At 57.5% G+C, this 20554-nt stretch carries 18 protein-coding genes and 1 tRNA gene; 12 read left to right on the top strand and 7 right to left on the bottom strand.

What is annotated here, in order from left to right; translation table 11 throughout:
- Positions 1-804: 804 nt before the first annotated feature.
- The 7 genes from DWY03_RS09375 to DWY03_RS09345 all read right to left on the bottom strand — a co-directional run bounded on the left by DWY03_RS09375 (position 805) and on the right by DWY03_RS09345 (position 4580).
- A complete protein-coding gene (locus tag DWY03_RS09375) occupies positions 805-996 on the bottom strand; it encodes a hypothetical protein (protein WP_117840657.1) in 192 nt (63 codons plus the stop codon).
- An 81-nt stretch (positions 997-1077) separates the two neighbouring features.
- The gene (locus DWY03_RS10105; protein WP_156058434.1) at positions 1078-1215 is read right to left on the bottom strand and encodes a hypothetical protein; all 138 of its coding nucleotides are present in this window, start codon (positions 1213-1215) and stop codon (positions 1078-1080) included.
- Positions 1202-1963, bottom strand: coding sequence for a hypothetical protein (locus tag DWY03_RS09370; RefSeq protein ID WP_117840655.1), 762 nt, complete (start codon positions 1961-1963; stop codon positions 1202-1204). Before DWY03_RS09370 ends, DWY03_RS10105 begins: the two co-directional genes overlap by 14 nt.
- Complete coding sequence (locus tag DWY03_RS10365) at positions 1956-2123, bottom strand: helix-turn-helix domain-containing protein (RefSeq protein ID WP_117840653.1); 168 nt, start codon at positions 2121-2123, stop codon at positions 1956-1958. Before DWY03_RS10365 ends, DWY03_RS09370 begins: the two co-directional genes overlap by 8 nt.
- Before the next feature lie 260 nt (positions 2124-2383).
- The gene (locus DWY03_RS09355) at positions 2384-2608 is read right to left on the bottom strand and encodes a helix-turn-helix domain-containing protein (RefSeq protein ID WP_117840649.1); all 225 of its coding nucleotides are present in this window, start codon (positions 2606-2608) and stop codon (positions 2384-2386) included.
- Positions 2609-2826: 218 nt separating this feature from the next.
- Positions 2827-3378: a hypothetical protein gene (locus DWY03_RS09350; protein WP_117840647.1), complete on the bottom strand. Its 552-nt coding sequence runs from the start codon at positions 3376-3378 to the stop codon at positions 2827-2829.
- On the bottom strand, positions 3378-4580 hold the full coding sequence (locus DWY03_RS09345) for a tyrosine-type recombinase/integrase (RefSeq protein WP_158558653.1): 1203 nt from the start codon (positions 4578-4580) through the stop codon (positions 3378-3380). The genes DWY03_RS09350 and DWY03_RS09345 overlap by 1 nt, the downstream gene beginning before the upstream one ends.
- A 620-nt stretch (positions 4581-5200) precedes the next feature.
- On the opposite strand from DWY03_RS09345, the gene purB reads away from it, so the two are divergent.
- From purB to DWY03_RS09285, 12 genes are all read left to right on the top strand, one after another.
- On the top strand, positions 5201-6544 hold the full coding sequence (gene purB, locus DWY03_RS09340; protein WP_117840643.1) for an adenylosuccinate lyase: 1344 nt from the start codon (positions 5201-5203) through the stop codon (positions 6542-6544).
- 1661 nt (positions 6545-8205) lie between these two features.
- Complete coding sequence (locus tag DWY03_RS10100) at positions 8206-10182, top strand: Ig-like domain-containing protein (RefSeq protein ID WP_158558652.1); 1977 nt, start codon at positions 8206-8208, stop codon at positions 10180-10182.
- Positions 10183-10528: 346 nt separating this feature from the next.
- Positions 10529-11365, top strand: coding sequence for an ABC transporter substrate-binding protein (locus DWY03_RS09330; RefSeq protein ID WP_158558651.1), 837 nt, complete (start codon positions 10529-10531; stop codon positions 11363-11365).
- Positions 11366-11582: 217 nt separating this feature from the next.
- On the top strand, positions 11583-13160 hold the full coding sequence (locus DWY03_RS09325) for a diguanylate cyclase (protein WP_117840637.1): 1578 nt from the start codon (positions 11583-11585) through the stop codon (positions 13158-13160).
- A 113-nt stretch (positions 13161-13273) separates the two neighbouring features.
- The gene (locus DWY03_RS09320; RefSeq protein ID WP_117629999.1) at positions 13274-13537 is read left to right on the top strand and encodes a TIGR03905 family TSCPD domain-containing protein; all 264 of its coding nucleotides are present in this window, start codon (positions 13274-13276) and stop codon (positions 13535-13537) included.
- Positions 13537-14748 carry a twin-arginine translocation signal domain-containing protein gene (locus tag DWY03_RS09315; RefSeq protein ID WP_117840635.1) on the top strand — a complete coding sequence of 404 codons (1212 nt, stop codon included), beginning with the start codon at positions 13537-13539 and terminating at the stop codon, positions 14746-14748. Before DWY03_RS09320 ends, DWY03_RS09315 begins: the two co-directional genes overlap by 1 nt.
- Positions 14749-14901: 153 nt before the next feature.
- Positions 14902-15624: a response regulator transcription factor gene (locus DWY03_RS09310; protein WP_006236208.1), complete on the top strand. Its 723-nt coding sequence runs from the start codon at positions 14902-14904 to the stop codon at positions 15622-15624.
- 11 nt (positions 15625-15635) lie between these two features.
- Positions 15636-17201, top strand: coding sequence for a cell wall metabolism sensor histidine kinase WalK (locus tag DWY03_RS09305; protein WP_117584007.1), 1566 nt, complete (start codon positions 15636-15638; stop codon positions 17199-17201).
- Between the two features lie 118 nt (positions 17202-17319).
- Positions 17320-18198: a phosphoribosylaminoimidazolesuccinocarboxamide synthase gene (locus tag DWY03_RS09300; protein WP_117640628.1), complete on the top strand. Its 879-nt coding sequence runs from the start codon at positions 17320-17322 to the stop codon at positions 18196-18198.
- Positions 18199-18774: a hypothetical protein gene (locus DWY03_RS09295; RefSeq protein ID WP_117840633.1), complete on the top strand. Its 576-nt coding sequence runs from the start codon at positions 18199-18201 to the stop codon at positions 18772-18774.
- A gap of 89 nt (positions 18775-18863) precedes the next feature.
- Entirely contained in the window at positions 18864-20144 is a 1281-nt protein-coding gene (locus DWY03_RS09290) for an aminopeptidase (protein WP_117840631.1), read from the top strand.
- 28 nt (positions 20145-20172) lie between these two features.
- A tRNA-Lys gene (locus tag DWY03_RS09285) sits at positions 20173-20248 on the top strand.
- Positions 20249-20554: the final 306 nt, after the last annotated feature.

Here is a 20554-nt window from a genome sequence, read left to right as displayed (position 1 = left end):
GCCGCCTCGATCAATTTGCGAAAGAATCTTGACGGTACCCTGGGATACGGCCCCTTTTTTAGGCTTGCGATTATTGAGATTGAACGGCCTTTTTAGGGCTTCAGAAACTTCAGGTTGAACGGCCCCGCCCTCGGCGCGGTATCGGCTTGGAACGAGCGCGGTTTTTGGTCTACGGAGTCCGCGCCCCGATACCGCCCCGGCGATGGGGCCGCCCATGCGGGGCGCTAGGCCCTGAGCCAATGTTCCCCGCCCCGGCCCCTCACGTAGACGGGGGCGTAGGCGGCCACTATCACGCCGTCAACGGTAAGCCCGTCCTCCGGTTTGGCGTCTCGGGCCACCGTGGCGGCCTCTAGGGCCGTGTCCAACGGCTGCACCTCCAACGCCCCGCCTCGGCGTCAACGCGCCGAATACGGGCAATCTGGGGCGCTGAGGGGCAATCGTCGGCGGTCGAGCACGCCACCAAATCGCCGCGTTCCGGCTCTAGCGCTGTGTCCACCTCCACGACGCTCCCCCCCCCGCAGCGGGTACCGCGCCCGCTATCTCCGGCAGGCCCTCGGCGATCATGCCCCCGATAAATCGAGTCGCCATGTCTCCTCCTCGTCTCTCCGTTCCGTCCCGGCGCTCCCCATGTTGCACCGACGCCGCGCCCTCGGCGGCCTCGCTCCGCATGTCCCGGCGAAACGCCGAAACCCTGCACAAGCCACGTCCCCGGCCCCGCCTCGCGGGTTCGCCCCGGCATGAAAAAGCCCCGCCGGGGCGGGGCTGAACTGGGCAAGCAGTTAGACCGATTAGCCGATTGATGGGCTAAAGGAAGATGCTAGAGTCATGCTCCATGAGCTTAGACTCACCGGACGAGATGGACTCTTCCAGAAGGTCGGCATATTCGCAAATGTGCCCGTAGAACATAGGCTCATAGCCGAACATCTCAATAAAGACGGGTTCGGCCTTCTCGATACGAGCTTTTGCAATCTTCTCCTGCTTAACCTGACTTTCCATCAAATCAGCTCCTCAAGCATCTCTTCGAATATTTTACTTGATTCAGGTAGGTATTTCCGCAGGACATCAAGCGATTCCTAGTTAGCGGTGCTTGCGCTTTCCCGTTGCCTCGGCCTCCGCCTCCTCGATCTCTTTGAGGGCGTGCGCAGCGCTCCACCGGGAACGGCTGAGGGCATCGGGCACCCATTCGGCATGGATAGCGGCCCTAGCCCTCCCCATGCTCCCCGCTTTCCCTGAGCACGTATGAGTTTCGACCGTTCCCCCTCACGGCCTCCAGACCCGATGGCGGCAGGCCGACGGTTTTCATGCCGTGCCTGTCGCATCTCGAAACGATTAGGCCGCTGCCGTCTATCCATGCCCTCACCGCCTCGTGGCATACGGGGCACGGGGCGTGAAAGAACGTCTCGCCCGTCTCGAAAACGCCGGGGCCTCGCTCATAGTCGGTAGCCTCCTCGCTACTAGCCATTGGGCTTATAGGCCCATGGCTAGTAGCGGATAGGTCATAGCTAGTAGGTAGTAGTTTATAGCTATGCTGTGTGCACACCCCGTCTGGCACGGGGTCTGACACGGGGTGTGACACCCCCTCTCCAACTGGGGGAACGTTGCCGTTCCCGTCCTCCAGCCACCCGGTGAGGTCTATGTCCCGCAGCATGTTGGCCTTTCGCCACGAGTCCTCGCGGGCGTCGCTGAGGCGGTCGGCATTTGCGTCGAAATAGGCGCGGGGCACGCCGTCCAGATGGTCGGGGCACACGCCCGTGAACCAATAGTCGATGAGCGCGGCAAGGTAGGCGCACCGCTCGCCCTCGTCCTCTATCCTGAGCGACGCTAGGTAATCCCGCAGTTGGATCTTGTCGTATGCGCACGGGGGCTTGCCGCTCGCAATGCCCCGGTCTTTCCTCATGCGCCTGAGTGCCGCCGCCCGGCGCTCGACCTCTCGGCGGTACTCTGTCCGCTTTTCGCTATCCATCGTTCACCCCCACGAGTGCGAGTGCCGACTTGCGGGTTACGTAGACGCGCCGCCCTATGCGCACCTCGTCGAGCGTCCCATGTCTGATGAGGCGGCGAACGTCCCTCTCGCTGAGATCGAGTACCGCGCCCGCCTGAGCCGACGTTATGAGCCTCCCCATGTTCACGGGTACGGGCCTAATGTCCTCGTTCCACACTGCCGCCGCCCCCTCTCTTTCGCCTCACTATCTCGCGCCCGATGGCCTCGATACGGCCCCGCGCCCAAGCGCGGTAGGGCTGTCTGTACCCCTTGGCGGCTAGACGGGCCGTGAGGCGGTCTATCTCCTCGCCCATCTGCCGCCCGGTCATTCCCGCTACGTCGGCGTTCGCCGCGTGCCTCGCGGCCCCCAGCGCCGCCCTGATCGGCCTCATGCGCCGCGCCCTAGATAAGGCCCGCGTATGCGAGCAGGGAATCACGGTTGACGTTCCAGCGGGTGCCCGTGTTCGAGGCTTTGAGCTGTCCGCTTTGGCAGGCGCGGGCGATAGTCACGCGCGAGCGACGGGCGATAGCTGCCGCCTCCGGTGCCGTGAGCGGGTTGGGAATATCGGAATAGCGGCCCTCGTTCGCGGCTTTCCTGAGTTCGTCGAGATGTTCCTGAGTGCACATTGGTATGTCCTCCAGTGGTTCGGTTGCTATCTTCTTGAGCGCTCTATAACGGTTATAGCCATGTTGTAACGAAACATAAAACAGGCGCTCTACCTGCGATTATTCAGTAGAGCGCCTGTTTCTCGACGTGCTGTTAAATTATCGGTCTATCCGTGCTGGCACTATGTCAATGCGGTTTAGTGACTCCAGTAAACGTGACGGGCGGATTGAATAGATTTTCATTTTTGCGTTGCCTCTAGCGCCGCGATGGCTCTCGCCAATTCGTTTGCCTTCTCTGTTTCGCCATTGCAAAACATCAGTCCGCGCATAACCTCTAGCAGCATATCGACTTGTTGATCAGTCAGCCGGTTCAACGCCTCGGATACAAACATGCGTTTATTCTTCGCAGCGTCTATGCGCGGAGATGGAGCCATTTTCGGCGCAACGTAGCGTGCAATATCTGCGTCGGGGTCAGCGGCCCCTCGCCTGCGCAGTATCTCCGAAACGGCCTCAAGCACACGTTGAACTCTGCACGGGTCAAGGTCATCGCGTCTTGTCCAGTTCGTCATCGTCGCCGGGGATACCTGCAATTCGGCGGCTAGCTCTTTCCGGGGAATGTCGAATCTTTTGAGTAAATCCACGATACCGCGCCCGCCGTCGAGGAACGTTGAGAACGGGGGGACTCCGTAGCGCCCCGCCCTCTCATTGAGCCTTTCGACGGCCTCGACGCTTAGGGAAATTGCCCTTGTTTTACCGTGCTTGTCCTGATGTTCGATATAGTCGGCACCCATCACGCCTCACCGCCCGACAAAACGGTTTGCATGGTCTGGGCCGCGCGTTGCTTGCCCTCGGCTGTCGCGTCGGCGTAGATGTTGAGCGTCATGGCGGCGTTCGAGTGCCCCATAGATGCTGAGATGGCTTTAATGTCCACGTGGGCCGCTACAGCCATGGTCGCAAACGTATGGCGTAGGTCGTGGAACGTCGGACGGGTTCCCCTCGTCCCTTTCAGCTCCAGCGCCTCGGCAAGGTTGCGCCACCTCTGCCAAATCGTGTTGGGGCGCATGAAACCGCCGCGAATGTCCCCGAGCACGTAGAGCGCCCCGGTGAACGGCACGCCCGCGGCACGGCAGGCGGCCTCCATCTCCTCGCGCCGGGCCACGAGATCGGCGGCAAGCTCTGAGCCGAAATACACCGCGCGGGCGCTGCCGTCGTTCTTGGGGTCTTTGGCGTAGAACCTCGTCCCGTCGCGGCCTATGCTGTCCTCCACCTTGAGCACGCCGCTATCTGTATCGACGTTCGCCCACCGGAGGCCGCATATCTCGCCCTCCCTCATGCCCGTGTATAGGGCGATTTTGACCCCGAGCATGGCGGGCGTCATGCCCGCTACCCTGAGCACCTCGCGCACGGTTCGCACGCCCTCGGCGGTAAGCGAGTTGGGGCGCGGGCGTCCGGCCTTGGGCGGCTTTACGCCTCGGGTCGGGTCTTTGCCCAACAAATCGGTATCGACGGCCTGATTGCACGCAGACCGTAGCAGTGTGAGCGCCTTTTTCATCGTGCCGGGGGCATACGTCTCGCCCATCTTGGCGACCCACGCCCTCACCATGTCCGGGTTGAGATCGGAAAGCGCCACCTCCCCGAGCAGCGGGGAAATGATGTTGTCGAGTAGACGCCCGTACTCGTTGAACGTTGACGGGTCGATGCTCGGGCGCTTGCCGTCGATATAGCGGCGAACGTAGGCGGCTACGGTAAGCACCGTCTCCGGCTCGAACCCCAGAACAGCCAACGCCGCGCCCTCGCGCTGTCTTTGGCCCCAGTCGGCCTCCATCTCCTCGCGCCATTGCTCCAGCTCCTTTTGGGCCGCGCGTTTCCCGGTGGCCTTGAGGGCTTTGGTCGTTTTCCTCCTCGCGCCGTCCTCGTCGATGTATTTCAGCGCCGCGCGGTATTTCCCGCCCCTGCTTTCGAGGTTCGCGGCTATGTAGTGCGTGTATTCCATGCGTGCTCCGTAGACCAAAACGTAGACCAAACGTAGACCAAATAGCGTGTACTGCTTTGGTCTACGTTGCACATTATGGCACATAACGCGCGTTTTACCTGCAACGATAGCGACGCTTTTTATCTCTTTGAACATTTGCGTGTAAGATTCCCAAGCTGACACTCGCGGGTTCGAGTCCCGTTGCCCGCTCCAGTTAAGAGCACAAGCACGGCACCATCACGGTGCCGTGCTTTTTTTTTCAATAAAGTGCCGGGACTCGAACCCGACAGGGTGCGAGCGTTAAATAAACGCGAAGCGTTTATAGCGAGCAGGCAAGGTCGCCGATAGGCGACCGCAGCCGGTGCGGATTTGCGAAGCAAATACGCGGACGTCCCGTTGCCCGCTCCATGGAGCAAGGAAGATTTCGGGAATGGTAGATTCAGCCCGCTTTGCTCCCGCACTTCCCCGGATCTCGGTATGCCACTGAAGCCGGTGCGGATTTGCGAAGCAAATACGCGGATGTCCCCATGCCCGCTCCAATTCCAAAATGTTAGGTTAATGCCTGCTGCCCATACTTGCACCTGCGCACGGTACAATGGTTGGGTTACGACCAACGTGCCAATAACCAAAAAGGAGCCGCTATGATCGATCGCTATACCCGCCCGGAGATGGGACACATCTTCTCCCTCGAGAACAAGTACGCCATTTGGCAGGAGATCGAGGTCCTGGCCTGTGAGGCCCAGGCGGAGCTCGGCAAGATCGGCATTTCTAAAGACGAAGCCCAGTGGATCCGCGACCATGCTAACTTTGAGAAGGCAAAGGTCGACGAGATCGAGGAGGTCACGCGCCACGACGTCATCGCCTTCCTGACCAACATGAAGGAGTACATCGACGCCGATGTTCCCGAGGGCGACCCCAAGCCCAGCCGCTGGGTTCACTATGGCATGACCAGCTCCGATCTGGGCGACACGGCTCTGTGCTACCAGCTCACCCAGGCCTGCGACCTGATCATCGAGGACGTCAAGAAGCTCGGCGAGATTTGCAAGCGTCGCGCCTTTGAGGAGCGCAACACGCTCTGTGCCGGCCGCACTCATGGCATCCACGCCGAGCCGATGACCTTCGGCATGAAGTTCGGCTCTTGGGCCTGGGAACTCAAGCGCGATCTGGATCGCCTTGAGGACGCCCGCAAGAATGTTGCCTTCGGTGCCATCTCGGGTGCTGTCGGCACGTACAGCTCCATCGAGCCGTTTGTCGAGGAGTATGTCTGCGAGCACCTGGGCCTGGTTCATGACCCGCTGTCCACGCAAGTTATCAGCCGCGACCATCACGCCTATCTCGCCGGCGTTCTTGCCACCACCGCGGCCACCTGCGAGCGCATCGCTACCGAGGTTCGCAATCTGCAGAAGACCGATACGCTTGAGGCCGAGGAGCCGTTCCGCAAGGGTCAAAAGGGCAGCTCCGCCATGCCGCACAAGCGCAACCCGATCACCATGGAGAAGGTCTGCGGCCTGTCGCGCATCGTGAAGTCCAACGCCCAGGTCGCCTTCGACAATGTCGCCCTGTGGCACGAGCGCGACATTTCGCACTCCTCTGCCGAGCGCGTCGCCCAGGCCGATAGCTTCATCGCGCTCGACCACATGTTCCAGTGTCTCATTCGCGTTATCGACGGCCTGCAGCTGTATCCGGCTCGCATGATGGCCAACCTCAACAAGACTCGCGGTCTCATCTTCTCCTCCAAGGTCCTGCTGGCCCTCGTCGATACGGGCATCACCCGCGAAGATGCCTATGCGATCGTGCAGGAAAACGCCATGGCTACCTGGCACGAGGTGCAGGATTGCGTCTCCGGTCCCACCTTTAAGGAGCGTCTCGAGGCTGATCCGCGCTGCACCGTCAGCCAGGAGAAGCTCGACGAGATCTTTGACCCGTGGGACTTCCTCACCCGCATCGACACAGTCTTCGATCGCCTGGAGCAGCTCGAGTTCTAACTGATCGATTGGGGACGAAGTCAAACCGATCAGTTTACTTTCGGCCTCCGTTGAAGCTCGGCCTTTCAGCCCAAGCCCCGTTGGTAACGCGTTTATCAACGGGGCTTTTGCGTGGGAGCGTCGGGAAAGTCACACTTCAGCGGATGATGGTATATTGCAGAAATGTCGCTTGCCGTTAATTTGCCCCTTCTGGCAAACGTTAGCTTGCAAGTGCTCGTTGGGGGGGGGTATCCTTAAGCCAATTTTAAGGTGTGGGAGAATGCTGCGTTTTTTCACGAGAGATTGGACTTAGGGGAATGAGAAAAGGGTTTTGGAGGATAGCCGCAGGCATCTGCGTTGCTTTAACGGCGGCAACGTTTGGGCTGACGGTGGCCGCCCCGCATGCGGATGCTGTCATGCTGGAGTCGCAGGATGGTTCCATGGGTGCATCGTTTCTCCCATACGATTCGTCTACAGGCGATGTGTGGTCAGAATTTGATGTCGCTGTTGGACAGACGGTGAAAGGAAGGCTTTCCTTTTTTAATAAAAATCACGAATGGGCGCCCATTGACCCTAGTGATATCGATATCACATCGTCTGATGAGGATATCGCTAAAGTGAGCTATAAATCACGTGATTGGGTGTTGACAATTAGTCCCACCAAAGTCGGCACAACGACTATAACCATGAAGAGCAGGGCTGACGAGAGTTTAAACGGTTCTCTTAAGATTAAGAGCGTGGCTAATGTCAATCCAATTAAGGTGAGTTTCGTATCCTATGACCAATCCGGTGCGACGACAACGACTGCAACGCTGGGTTACACGGATGATTGTCCGCAAAAATGCGGGAACACGCACTATGCATTGCTAGAGGGGACAGTTTACGTTCGCCCCAAGGACGAGACCCGTGCGGCTACATATTTTGAAATAAAGGAAGATCCCTCAAAGGATTCCAAAGTTCAGGCAAGGGTGAATTCGAATTATTATTCATATGGAACTTCTGAGCTAAGCGCTTCTTTGCAACTCGAGGCGTTGGCGAAAGATGCAAAAGAGGCCAAGGTTCTTGTCGACTATTGCAACGGCGAGACCGAGACGAAGAAGTTATGTGATGTTGTAACCGAGAATCAGGAGCCTGGATTCAATGAGCGTGGGAACAAAAAACAAAAGATGCTGGTTGGGGACAGCTCTTATCTTTCTGCCATTCTCAACGTTTCCCCAAATGAAGCACTGAAGGCATGCCAGCGTGCACATTGGGATGCGCTCGTTAGCTCTGTAACCTATTCTCTAGAAAGCAGCGATGTTGTTGAGCTTACCGATGGTGAAAACTCGTTTAAGGCAATAAAGCCTGGCACCGTTAAGGCTCATGCTCGTGATGGCCTTGGCAATGACCATCCCTTTGAGATAGAGGTTGTCGACCCTGCGGAAGTGAGCCTTTCGAAGGCTAAGTTTGTGTCGAGCGATTATACATTTCCCTGTGAGGTCAGTTCAGATAGTATATCCAAAGATTGGCTTTGGCTGGAATGTGACAGGGGGTTTGAATATCCAAAGGGCGTGCTGAGCGAAAGCGCTGAGGAATTGATGGACTCCTATGCCGGCGCAAAGTATTCTTTCACTTCAGATAATCCCGATGTCCTCGAGGTAAAAGGACCGATGTTTAATGGTGGCAGTTACTTGGGGTATTTAGTGCCTCATAGTTACGGCGATGCAACGGTTTCAATGTACTTGGGTGGTCGTCTCTGCGACACTATGACCGTTCACGTCGTCAAGCCGGGCGAGGAACCTGCAAAAACTACGGTCTCCATTACGGATGGTTACTCAACATCTATGGACAAGGGCACGACTCAGCAGTTGAAGGCAAAGGTTTCCCCTGACGATAAGGCCAGTAAGGTTGTCTGGTCCTCTTCTAACGAGAGCGTCCTTACCGTCGATGGCAACGGTCTTGTTATCGCTGTCGGTGACGGTAATGCCACGATCACGGCAACAGTTGATGGAGTCTCTGCAACCACGGATACAATTACGGTAACCACTCCGGTAGTAAGGGTCTCGAGCGTCAGTCTCAGCGCGTCGAATCTTAAGCTTGCTGTGGGCGGTGAGCCCTCGACGTTGACCGCAACGGTTGAGCCCAACAATGCAACGAATAAGAATGTGTCCTGGTCTTCGAGCGACCCGGAGGTCGCCACGGTTGCGGACGGCGTCGTGACCCCGGTCAAGGCCGGTGCTGCCACGATCACCGTTACCACTGAGGACGGCGAGTATAGCGCCACGTGCAAGGTGACGGTTATTCAACCTGCAACGGGTATCACACTCGATAAGCAGAAGGTCACGCTTGTGGGCGCTGCAACCGAGCAGCTTAAGGCAACGGTCGTTCCCGCGGAGGCTGACCAGACGGTTGTCTGGAAGTCCAGTAACGACAGCGTCGCTACGGTCGATCAAACCGGCAAAGTGACGTCTGTTTCCAAGGGCGCCGCAACCATCACTGCTTCGACCGAAGATAGCACCTATTCTCAGGATTGCGCGGTGACTGTTTCCAACCCCGCAACGAACCTTACGGTCGACCAGACCGCTCTTAACCTCAAGAAGGGCGAAGAGCGCACCGTGAAGATTTCTCTTGTTGGAGCCCTTGCGGGCGAGGTCGACGAGACCAAGCTTGCTCTGGATAACACGGGCGCTTCGAAGGCGTTTAAGGTTGTCGACAACGGCGATGGCTCCTACACCGTTACCGCCCTCAAGACCGGTTCTGGCTCATTTGTCATTACTGCAGAATCGCTCTCCCAAACCGTCTCGGTGACCGTGACCAACCCCGTCCAGAAAGTCGAGCTCGACAAGACGAGCCTGTCCTTTACCGTCGGTGATGCCTCCGTAAAGCTCTCCGCAACGGTGAGTCCTGCCGATGCAGATGATACGACGGTGAGCTGGGCCTCCAGCGACTCGTCGATCGCTACGGTCAAAGACGGCGTCGTGACGCCGCTTAAGGCCGGTACCGCCACGATCACCGCCACCTGTGGTGACAAAACAACGACCTGTACCGTTACTGTGGCGGCGAGGACCATTGCGGGCGTTGCGGGTAGCGACGGAACGGACGTTAGCGTAAGCGCCGAGAACAATGCCGCTGCCGGCATTGCCCAGAACAACAGCGTCTCTCTTGTGGTCGAGGAACCGACAAATCTTACCGACGCCGCCAATGCTACGATTTCCGGCCTTGAGCAGGGGAGTACCAAGGTTGCCGATAAGCTCGATATCAAGCTTCTCAAGGACGGCGAGGTTATCGAGGACTACGAAGGCATGTCCTTCATCGTCCGTGTCAAGATGACTGCTGCCATGAAGGCGCTCACCAATCTCAAGGTGCTCTACGTTGCCGAGGATGGTTCCACTCAGGCTATGGATACGTGGACCGAGGGCGACTACCTCTGCTTCCGAACGAGCCACTTCTCGACGTACGTGGTGACGGGCGAGGAGGCCAAGGGGGAGCCGACTCAGCCCGCGACGCCGTCCCAGCCCGGTCAGCAGACGACGACCAAGGTAACCAAAAAGTCTGCTAAGACTACTAAGGGTACGCTCGCCAACACGGGCGACCAGGCCCTTGCTGTCGCCTTTATTATGGCCGTTGTCGGCGCTTCGCTGATTGCCTTCGCGCTTATGCGCAAACATCTCGAGCGCTAGGGCGCCCCTCTCGTTGAAGCGCGACCTTTCAGTCCAAGCCCCGTTGGTAACTCGTTTTACCAACGGGGCTTTTACGTTAAAGACTTCAGCCCGTGTGTCGCGTGCAGTGCGGCGCGTCGGAAACCGCCAGATACGCGGTCGGCGCCAACGGCCTGAACGAGGCAGCGGTCGGGGGTGCATTCGGGAGCAGCTGAGCTTCGAGTAGGGTTGACCTAATTCGACCGCCTGCGGATGCAGTTCAACCATTGGCGCCTTGCCCGTTTTGGGCAAGGCGCTTTTTTCACTGCCGCACTGGCCCCCTGGTAATAAAATGAACCTTATCTGCTGTTTCGATGAAAAGAGCCGTGTGCCCAGACGTATCAAACGAGGCGCCATCGTCTCGTCCGTGCTCATACTCCTTGTTGCCGTTTGTGCGGTCGCCCTGACGTATACCGTTCGAAGCAGCTCTACCTCATCGAGCGAAGCCGATAAAGATCTCCCGGTACTTAAAATCGGCGTTACGGATAACGATCCCTATGTGTATGTTGATACCACAGGCGACTACGCCGGTATCGATATCGATATCGCCCGCGAGGCCTGCAAGCGTGCTGGAATCAAACCGCAATTTGTTGACATATCTTGGAATGATCGCGATCGCCTGCTCAAAAACGGCGATATCGATTGTCTGTGGTGCGACTATTCGCCCAATTATCGCGAAGACGATTATTACTGGACTGAGCCGTATCTGACCGTGACAGTCTCGGTTGCCGCCAAGAAAACGAGTGGTATCAAGGGTTTGGCGTCTCTCGATAGAAGCAAGACCATCGCGGTGATTGCGGGCTCGGTGAGCGAGCGCCGATTGCTCGCAGGGGATCTGGAAATCTCGCCGGACGTGCAAATCAAATCGTACGGTTCTGCCGAGCTCTGCAAAGCCGCCCTCGCCAAAGGGTATGTCGACTGTTGGATGGCGGACGTTCAGCCGCTTGATCGACTTGTCGCCCAGTATCCCGGCCTTTACTGCGTGTTCGCTGACAACGTTATGACGGTTGACCTTGGCGTCGCGTTTAAGGACGGCTATGAGGGGGAGTACGTCAAAAACCTCAATACCGTGCTGTTCGAGATGGATCGAGATGGCACGATTGAGCGCATTGTGGGCAAGTACAAGGCGGGGGCGACGACGGACGGGCAAGGAGCGGAATCATGACAAATGATGAGCGCCGCTTACGCCGAAAGGCATTAGTCACCGCGGCTATCTGCGTTGTGGCCAGCGCTGCTTTGTTGGGTCTGCTGTATATGGTCGGCACGCATCGCTGTCTCGATAAAACGCTTGGGTTTGGCCAGGAAACCATGGTGTTTTTAAAAACGCCTGCGAAAAATATGACCGATATGAACAGGGAAGAAAAACCGAAGCGACGCACAATTTGGATGCCGCGCTCGAGTCGTTTTCGACGTTCTTGCCGTCTGATCACGTTGAAGTCAACGATGACCTCGTCGAGGAGTACGTCCATACCGAGCACCTTTCGGGAATGTTGGTCATGGACGCCGACGGCCATATGGCCGCTCATTACGATATTGATGGTCGCGATCCGCTGATGCTGTGGCGAGAGGAGCTCGCCTGTTCGTCGGTCGCATCGATGTATCGAGGATCCAAGGTGTCCTACTCGACGGTCGTTGAGCGTCGCGATGTCGATTTTGCCGTGAGTGTTGTTCCGTACGGTGATGGCGTAGCGCTGGGGTATCGATCGCTTGCGCTCGAGCCCGCCGATGATTATTCGTATACGATCGCCGACGTGCTCGTGAACAACACATTCCATCAGAGCCCAACGGTGCTCGTGATGCGCGATATGCAGATCGTTTCCTCAAACGATTCGAATGTCGATCTAACCCTTTCCCGGCTTCTTGCCGATAGCGGAATTGATTGGAAAGACGAAGGCTTAACACGTATCGAATATCGGGGAAGTACCTGGTATGCCGTGCGTGCGGCGTATGAGGACTATCGCCTGTTTGCGCTTTATCCCAAATCTGAGGTCATGTCGGGCAGGATTTCATTTATCGCTGCCGGCGTGCTGGTGTGCTTGGCGTTTTGGATTGTAGTGCTGTTGGCGCGCAACATTGCCGATCGTCGCAATTTGGCCGAAAAGGACAAGCAACTCGGCATCATCAATGCTATCAGTTCCATATATGAGTCGACCTTCCTGCTACATCTCGATACGCTCGAGATCGAGGGAATTAACATGTCGCCATCGGTGGCAAAGATATTTGCCGAGCACGCCGAGGTGTATGACTTTTTGACAACGGCTTGCCGAGACATCGTGAGTCCCGAAAGCCGCGAGGCGGTCATGGAGCTAATAGATATAAGCACGCTTCAGAATCGTATGGAGGGCATGCCGTACTTGGATGCCGAGGTACGAGATTGCCGAGGTACGTGGTATTCGCTGCAGGTTGTTCCACAGCGCCGCGACGAGCAGGGTCGACTGGAATCGGTCGTCGTGGCGACGCATAACATCTCGATGACAAAGCGCGCCGAGGAGCTTTCTTTCCAGGACAAGCTGACGGGACTTCGCAATAGAAATTACCTTGAGTCCCTTGGCGACGACCTGGTGAACGAGTCCCTGCCCGTGAGTGTGATCATGATGGACTGCAATTTCCTCAAGCGCACCAATGATCTCTACGGTCACGAAATGGGCGATGAGTTGCTACGGCGTACTGCATCTGTATTGAAGCGGGCGGCAGGCGAGAAATTTGTACCCATGCGCGTTGGTGGAGACGAGTTCTTGCTGATTTGCCCTCACACCGATCGCGAATCCGCATGCAAAGTGGTGCAAGATCTTCGCCTCAGCCTTGCTGCTGCGAGCGATGAGGTGTTGACAGTCAGTGCGTCGTTTGGCGTCGCGACGGCAGAGACACCCGGATGTTCGCTGACCGAGATGTACCACATCGCCGACCACAACATGTATCAAGAGAAACGAAAAGTCCACGCTCGGGAAGCAGATTGCTAGCATTGCTGTCGCCGGTCTGCGCATCGGGGGATGTTGAATCGGTGCCCGCGATACTTTATCGGTTCGGACGGGGATAATAGACGTCTGAAATTGCTTTACGAGAGGGGAACGCAATGATTAGTTTTGATTACAAGCCTCAGGGCGTATGCGCTCGCAATATCCACCTTGATCTTTCTGATGACGGCAACAAGGTGGTGGGCGTCGAGTTTACCGGTGGCTGCAACGGCAATCTCAAGGCTATCTCTAAGCTGGTCGAGGGCGCCCCTGCCGATCGCGTCATCGAGGTTCTCGCCGGTAATACCTGCGGTATGAAAAAGACCTCCTGCGCCGACCAGCTTACACGCGCTATCGAGGCCGCTCGCGCCGAGATCGCCTAATGGGTATCGCCGATCACATCAAGAACGGAATATCGCGTCGCGGCTTTGTACTCGGTGGGGCTGCCGCGGGCGCTGCCACGGTGCTTGCCGGATGCTCGAAAAAAACGGGCACCAGCGATGATGCCGCCGGCGAGCCGCAGGTTATCAAGGACGACTCAAAGATCGTCTCGATCACTGATGAGTATGAGGCCGTCGATATCGATCTTGAGCCTGCGGCCTCGTGGACGCTGCCGCTGGGCACGCTACTGTACTACTGCGATGGTGACTACGCCGCGGCGATGATGGCCCCGGCGTCTGCGTTACATGCCAACACGCTTGGCGTGTTCAACTTGGGCGACGGCTCGCTTACCACATTAATCGAGGATCCTATCGAAGGTGCGGGGTATTCGTTTTACGATGTCCGCGCCGGCGATGGCGTGTTTGCGTGGGTTGAGATGAACTTTGCCAATTCATCGTGGAAGCTCTACGCTCAAAATCTGTCGGGCGCTTCGCTCTCTGGCGACGTGGTTGAGCTCGATCGGGGTGGCAAGGACTATGATCCGCCACTGTTCACGGCGTTCGGGTCATCAGTCATCTGGTATAAAATGCCTTCGGCAGGCGGCAATAAAACGAGTAGTGATTCGTTTTGCTATCGTCGCTCGCTTGATGAATCCAAGGCCGAGACAATTTGGAAATCGACGGGTCGCTTTGCATCGGCCCCGCGTGCGAGCGACGGCATTTTGACCATCTCGCCGCGTGTTCGCAACGACGAGGGTGTCTACTACGGCATAACGGCAATCGATCTGACCGACGGCAACAACACCAAACGTGCCCAGCTAGTCCTTCCCTCGTCAGTCTCGCCTTTCGAGGCCGTATATATGGGCGATACCTTCGTGTTTTCTATCGAGGCGACCTATAGTGGCGTGGGCAGCTTGGGCAACATGGGCACGTATATCGGTAATGAGGGAGGGCCGTACCTCTTCCTGTCCCGCGAGCCGCTCGCATGTGCTGCCGGCAAGAAGAATAAATATCTCGTTAAGGTACAGTCATCGCATTTTCTCATCGACACTTCTGCCAAGACCTATGGCTCGCTACTGTCGCCCGACCGCGCTTTGGAATATGGCGATTATCCAGCTACGGCGGGAAAATCGGACTCATTCCTTACGTACGCCACGGTGCGCAACAGCCAGGGTATACCCGAGACGGTCACCGCACGCCTATTCTCTCTTTAAGCTTAGAGGGGTTAAAAAGGCGCCAACAGGGGAATAAACGCGTTGTAATTGTGAGTACCGCCCGCCGAGCTGCCGCGTCATAGTGGCATCCGGCGGGCTCAGGTGCGTTAAAATGGGCTTGTTCTTAGCTGATTGAGACAGGGGGGCCGTGTTATGGCTTCAGATGCAAAAAAGATTCTGCTGGTCGAGGATGAGAAGGCAATCCGTGACGCCGTCGCTGCCTATCTCGAGCGCGAAGGCTACTGGGTTGTGGGTGTCGGCGACGGCCAGTCCGCGATCGAGGAGTTCGAGAAGCATCAGTTTGACCTGGTCGTGCTCGACCTTATGCTCCCCAAGATCCCCGGCGAGCGCGTTTGCCGCACCATTCGCGATACCTCGGATGTCCCCATCATCATGCTGACTGCCAAGGGCGAGATCGAGGACCGTATTATCGGTCTTGAGCTCGGCGCCGACGACTATCTGATTAAGCCGTTCTCGCCGCGCGAGCTTGTCGCGCGCGTTCGCGCTCTGTTCCGCCGTGCCCATCAGGCCGACGAGCCAGCCGTCGAGGTACTCGACTTCGGCGATCTGGTCATCGATATCTCGGGCCACAAGATTTTGGTCGAGGGCAAGGAAGTCGACCTGACGGCTTCCGAGTTTAAGCTGCTCACCACGCTTGCCCGTCACCCCGGTCGCGTCTACAACCGCATGGAGCTGGTCGAGAAGGTGCTCGGCTACGACTTTGAGGGCTATGAGCGCACCATCGATAGCCACGTGAAGAACCTTCGCGCCAAGCTGGGCGATGATCCCAAGAAGCCCAAGTGGCTCTACACCGTCCACGGTGTCGGCTATCGCTTCGAGGCTCCGGCCAAGACCGATAAGTCGGACGAGAAATAGGGAAATCACATATGACACCTGCGCGCTTTGAAATCGGACAAAAGCACAAGCAGGAGAGCGAGGCGGGTTCCAAGGCTAGTTGGAACACGCCTCGCTCCGATTCACGGCCAACGATGAGCTATCCCTCGCGCATGGCACTTGCTTTTGCTCTGACATCGCTCATGACGGTATTGGTGCTGGTGGGCGTGGTCTCTGTTGTGTGGGGCACGGTCTTTTCGGATTACACGCGCTCCAATATCGTCGAAATCGCAAATTCCGCTGCCGAAAAGCTTGCGACGTCGTATGAGGAAAACGGCAATTGGACTGCGGGCGAGCTACGTACGGTCGCGACATCGAGTTTGGTGTCCGACGATTTGGGTATGCAGGTCGTCAACAAGAAAGGCGTTGTCGTTTATGACGACTCATGGCCTTCGGCAAGCGCGACCGCCGATGTGCGCGAGAACGAATCGCCGTCGAGCAGCTCGAGCGGGAAAAAAGCATCGCATAGTCCGGTCTCGTCGGCTCCCACCGGCTCCGATAGCGTTGCAAACGTCGAAATCATAACGTCTTCCGGCGAGCATGTCGGACAAGTAAAGCTGTGGGCCATCGGCTCCGATGCCTTGCTCACCAAGGCAGATTCTGCGTTTAGGGAGAAGACCTTTAACGCCATGGCCCTTGCTGCGGTTGTTGCAGTTTGCATTTCGGTCGTTATCGGATCACTCGTGTCGCGCATGCTCACCAAGCCGATTCACCGTATTACCAGCACGGCCAAGCAAATTCGCGATGGCGATCTGTCTGCTCGTACGGGCTTACGCGGCGATGACGAGATTGATCAGCTGGGTGAGACCTTCGATGAGATGGCCACTTCGCTCGAGAAGGATATGAAACACGAGAAACGTTTGACCTCGGACGTGGCTCACGAACTTCGTACTCCGCTTATGGCCATGCTCGCAACGGTCGAGGCCATGCAGGATGGCGTATATCCTACCGACGATGAGCACTTGGAGACTGTTGCTTCCGAGACGCGTCGCCTGGCTCGTCTGGTGCAGCAGATGCTCGATCTATCGCGCATGGAAAACAGCACGGCTCCGCTCAACCTTGAGCCGGTGGACATGGTTCCTTTCGTGCGTTCCATCGTCAATGCCCAGGAGCGCCTGTTTGTCGACCGCGATCTGCGCTTGCGCTTTGCTGACGAGACCCAAGGTCACGACGATGTCGTCGAAGCCGATCCCGACATGATCACACAATGCGTCATCAATCTCATGAGCAACGCCATGCGCTACACCCCCGAGGGCGGTTGGGTCGTGGTGTCGGTGCTCAGTGACCGCAAACACGTCAGCGTCGCCGTTTCTGATACCGGCATCGGTATTGCCAAGGATGACTTGTCGCGCATCTTCGGCCGTTTTTGGCGCGCCGATGCCAGCCGTGCCCGTGAGGCGGGCGGTCTGGGCGTGGGCCTCGCCGTGACTAAACAGATCGTCGAGCGACATCATGGCTACATTTCCGTGGAGTCGGAGCTTGGAAAGGGTACGACTTTTACGATTCATCTGCCTCGCGAGCACACGGCGGACGCGGCATCTACTACAATGGAGCACTAGCTTTTCGCTATTCGGTGAAGGAGGGGTTTCGTCCCTGCCGCTCCGAGTTTGCGAAAACGTGCGGGAAAGAACCCGCATTACTGTCGTATTTTGGTAAGGAGTGACTCACGTGACAACGATGGAGCGTCGTCCGGATTCCCGTGGCAAGGTTCGTGATATCTACGATGCCGGTGAAAACCTGCTGATGGTCGCCACCGACCGCATTTCTGCGTTCGACTTCATTCTTCCCGACGAGATTCCGTTTAAGGGAGAGGTGCTCAATCGCATCTCGGCATTCTGGTTTGATAAGTTTGCCGACATCGTCCCCAACCATCTCGTTTCCATCGACCCGGCGGATTTCCCCGAGGAGTTTGCTGAGTATCGTGACTACCTCGCCGGCCGCGCCATGCTGGTTAAGAAGGCCCAGACGATTCCTATCGAGTGCATCGTCCGCGGCTATCTGACCGGTTCGGGCAAGAAGACCTACGACGAGAACGGCACCGTCTGCGGCATCCAGCTGCCTGAGGGCCTGACCGAGGCTTCCAAGCTTCCCGAGCCGCTGTTCACGCCGTCCACGAAGGCCGAGATCGGTGACCACGACGAGAACATCTCGTTCGAGCGTTGCTGCGAGATCGTGGGCGAGGACATCGCCACGCAGATTCGCGACCTTTCCCTCAAGATCTACAAGGCTGCCGCCGAGTATGCAGCGACCCGTGGCATCATCATTGCCGACACCAAGTTCGAGTTCGGTGTCATCGATGGCAAGGTTACGCTGATCGACGAGTGCCTCACGCCCGACTCCAGCCGTTTCTGGCCTGCCGCCAGCTACGAGGAGGGCAAGATTCAGCCCAGCTACGACAAGCAATTCGTCCGCAATTGGCTCAAAGCCAACTGGGATATGACGGGGGAGACCCCGCATCTGCCCGCCGAGGTCATCGATGGCACGTCCGAGCGCTATCGCGAGGCCTTCCAGATCATCACGGGCGCCCAGTTCACAAGCATGAAGGAGAACGCATAAGTGAGTACCCGTAGCGCCACGAACAAGCGCACGCAATCCCACGAAGTTACCGGGGTTGCGCGCAAGTCCGCCGCATCCGCCAAGCCCGCCCGTCAGGCAGCGAGCTCTGTCCGCGTCGTGCCGGCTTCGTCTAAGGCACGCCGCAAAGAGCTCGAGAAGGGCGAGAACCTCGAGGGCCTCTCTAAAGAGGAGAAGCGCGCCCGCAAGGCTAAGCAGCGCGCCAAGGAGGATCGCATCTACACGGTGTCGAATATCCTTCTCAAGCAGGATGAGGACTACACCAAGCGCCGCCGCATCTGGTGGGCCGTGCTCGCTATCGGCATGGTGCTCGTCGTGGCCATTTGGGCTTCGCTGTACTTCGCTCCCGCTGGCATGGTGTCCAGCCCTGTCCAGATGGTCGGCATCGTTTTGTCTTACATCGTCATTTTGGGTGACTTTATCTACGACTTCGTTCGTATTCGTCCCCTGCGCAACATGTACCGCACGCAGGCCGAGGGCATGTCCGAGAACAAGCTCAACGCTCTTATTGAGCGCGCGGCTGCCGAGGAGGACACGAAGGCCTCCAAGAAGAAGTAGCGCTTGTATCCATACTTATCGCTAAGATATAAGGCGCGTCGTTTTTGCGGCGCGCCTTTTTACTGTTCTATAGATAGATGGAGTGGCACATGATTCGAGCTGCCCTGACGGTCGAAGAAGCTCTGGAGGGCATGAAGGCCCTGGAGCCCAAGATTAAAAACTATGCGCGTCTGGTTGTCCGCAAGGGCGTAAACGTCAAGCCCGGCCAGGAGGTTGTCGTTCAGTCTCCGGTCGAGTGCGCGCCTTTTGCCCGCGTGGTGGTCGCGGAGGCTTATGACGCCGGCGCTGGCCACGTGACGGTCATTTGGGCCGATGATGCCGTGACGAGGCTCACGTACGAGCATGTCGATAAAAGCTATTTTGAGCAGACGCCCGAGTGGAAGCGCCTGCAGTTGGATTCCCTGGCCCAGGACGGTGCCTGCTTTATCTTTATCGAGGGTGCGGACCCTGCGGCTCTCAAGGGTATCGATCCCGCCAAGCCCGCCGCGGCTTCCAAGGCAAGGAATACGCAGTGCAAGGTCTTCCGCCGTGGGCTGGACTACAACATCAACCCGTGGTGCATCGCCGGCGCGCCGGTCGTTGCCTGGGCTCGCGAGGTGTTCCCGGGAGACGCCGATGAGGTTGCAATCTATAAGCTGTGGAATGCGATTCTGCACACCGCTCGTGCCGATGGCCAGGACCCGGAGAGCGACTGGGAGCTTCATGACGCGGCGTTCGAAAAGAACCTGCGTTTCCTGAACGACAATCGTTTTGACCGCCTGCATTACATCGCGGAAAATGGAACCGATCTGACGATTGGCATGACGAAGGGTCACGAGTGGGCCGGCGGCAAGGGCAAGACGCCCGATGGGCACCCCTTCTTCCCCAACATTCCCACCGAGGAAGTCTTCACCTCGCCTGATCGTATGCGCGCCGACGGTATCGTGTACTCGGCCATGCCGCTCATTCACCACGGGAACAAGGTTGACGATTTTTGGATTAAGTTCGAGGCCGGCCGCGTAGTGGACTACGATGCCCGCGTGGGCAAGGCGACGCTTGCGAGCATCATTGACACCGACGAAGGTGCCGCTCGTTTGGGTGAGGTCGCGCTCATCTCCAAGAACACGCCGATCCGCGAAAGTGGCGTTCTGTTCTATGACACGCTCTATGACGAGAACGCTAGCTGCCATCTCGCGCTAGGTGTCGGTTTCCCCGAATGTATCGAGGATGGGTACGACATGTCCAAGGAGGAGCTCCTGGAGCATGGTGTTAACGTCTCGAGCACGCACGTCGATTTTATGATCGGCACGGACGACATCGATATTACGGGCATTACGCCTGATGGACGTGAAGTTGTGATTTTCCAGAACGGCCAATGGAGTTGGGAATAGTCCCAGACCGTGGTACAATGCCACCCGCGGGCCGTTAGCTCAGCTGGCAGAGCAGGGGACTTTTAATCCCAAGGTCCAGGGTTCGAACCCCTGACGGCCCACCATAGAATAGAAAAGCGACTGGCGGACGCCGGCCGCTTTTTTGTTGCCGCGCCACGGGTTCGAACCCGAACCTCTCTATATAAGAACGCTTGGCGAATAAAACCTGCCTTTTACCGACGGGAAACAAATAGCTGATGCTTTTGGAGTAAAGTGGCGCTCCAGAGATGGCCGATGTCTCAATATTCATAAAACAGCTGGTCATCGCCAATATCAGAAGCCAATGCTTCAGTTTTAACCTCAGTGATGCGACTGAGGGACCTATTCATTTGTGAACAAAATATGGAGTGCGCGATTCCCGCCCCCGGGGG

Origin of the sequence: Collinsella sp. AF23-2 (assembly GCF_003459245.1) — a bacterium.
Taxonomy (GTDB): Bacteria; Actinomycetota; Coriobacteriia; order Coriobacteriales; family Coriobacteriaceae; genus Collinsella.
Note: the sequence above shows the minus strand (reverse complement) of the source record. Positions and strands in the feature narration are given on the sequence as shown.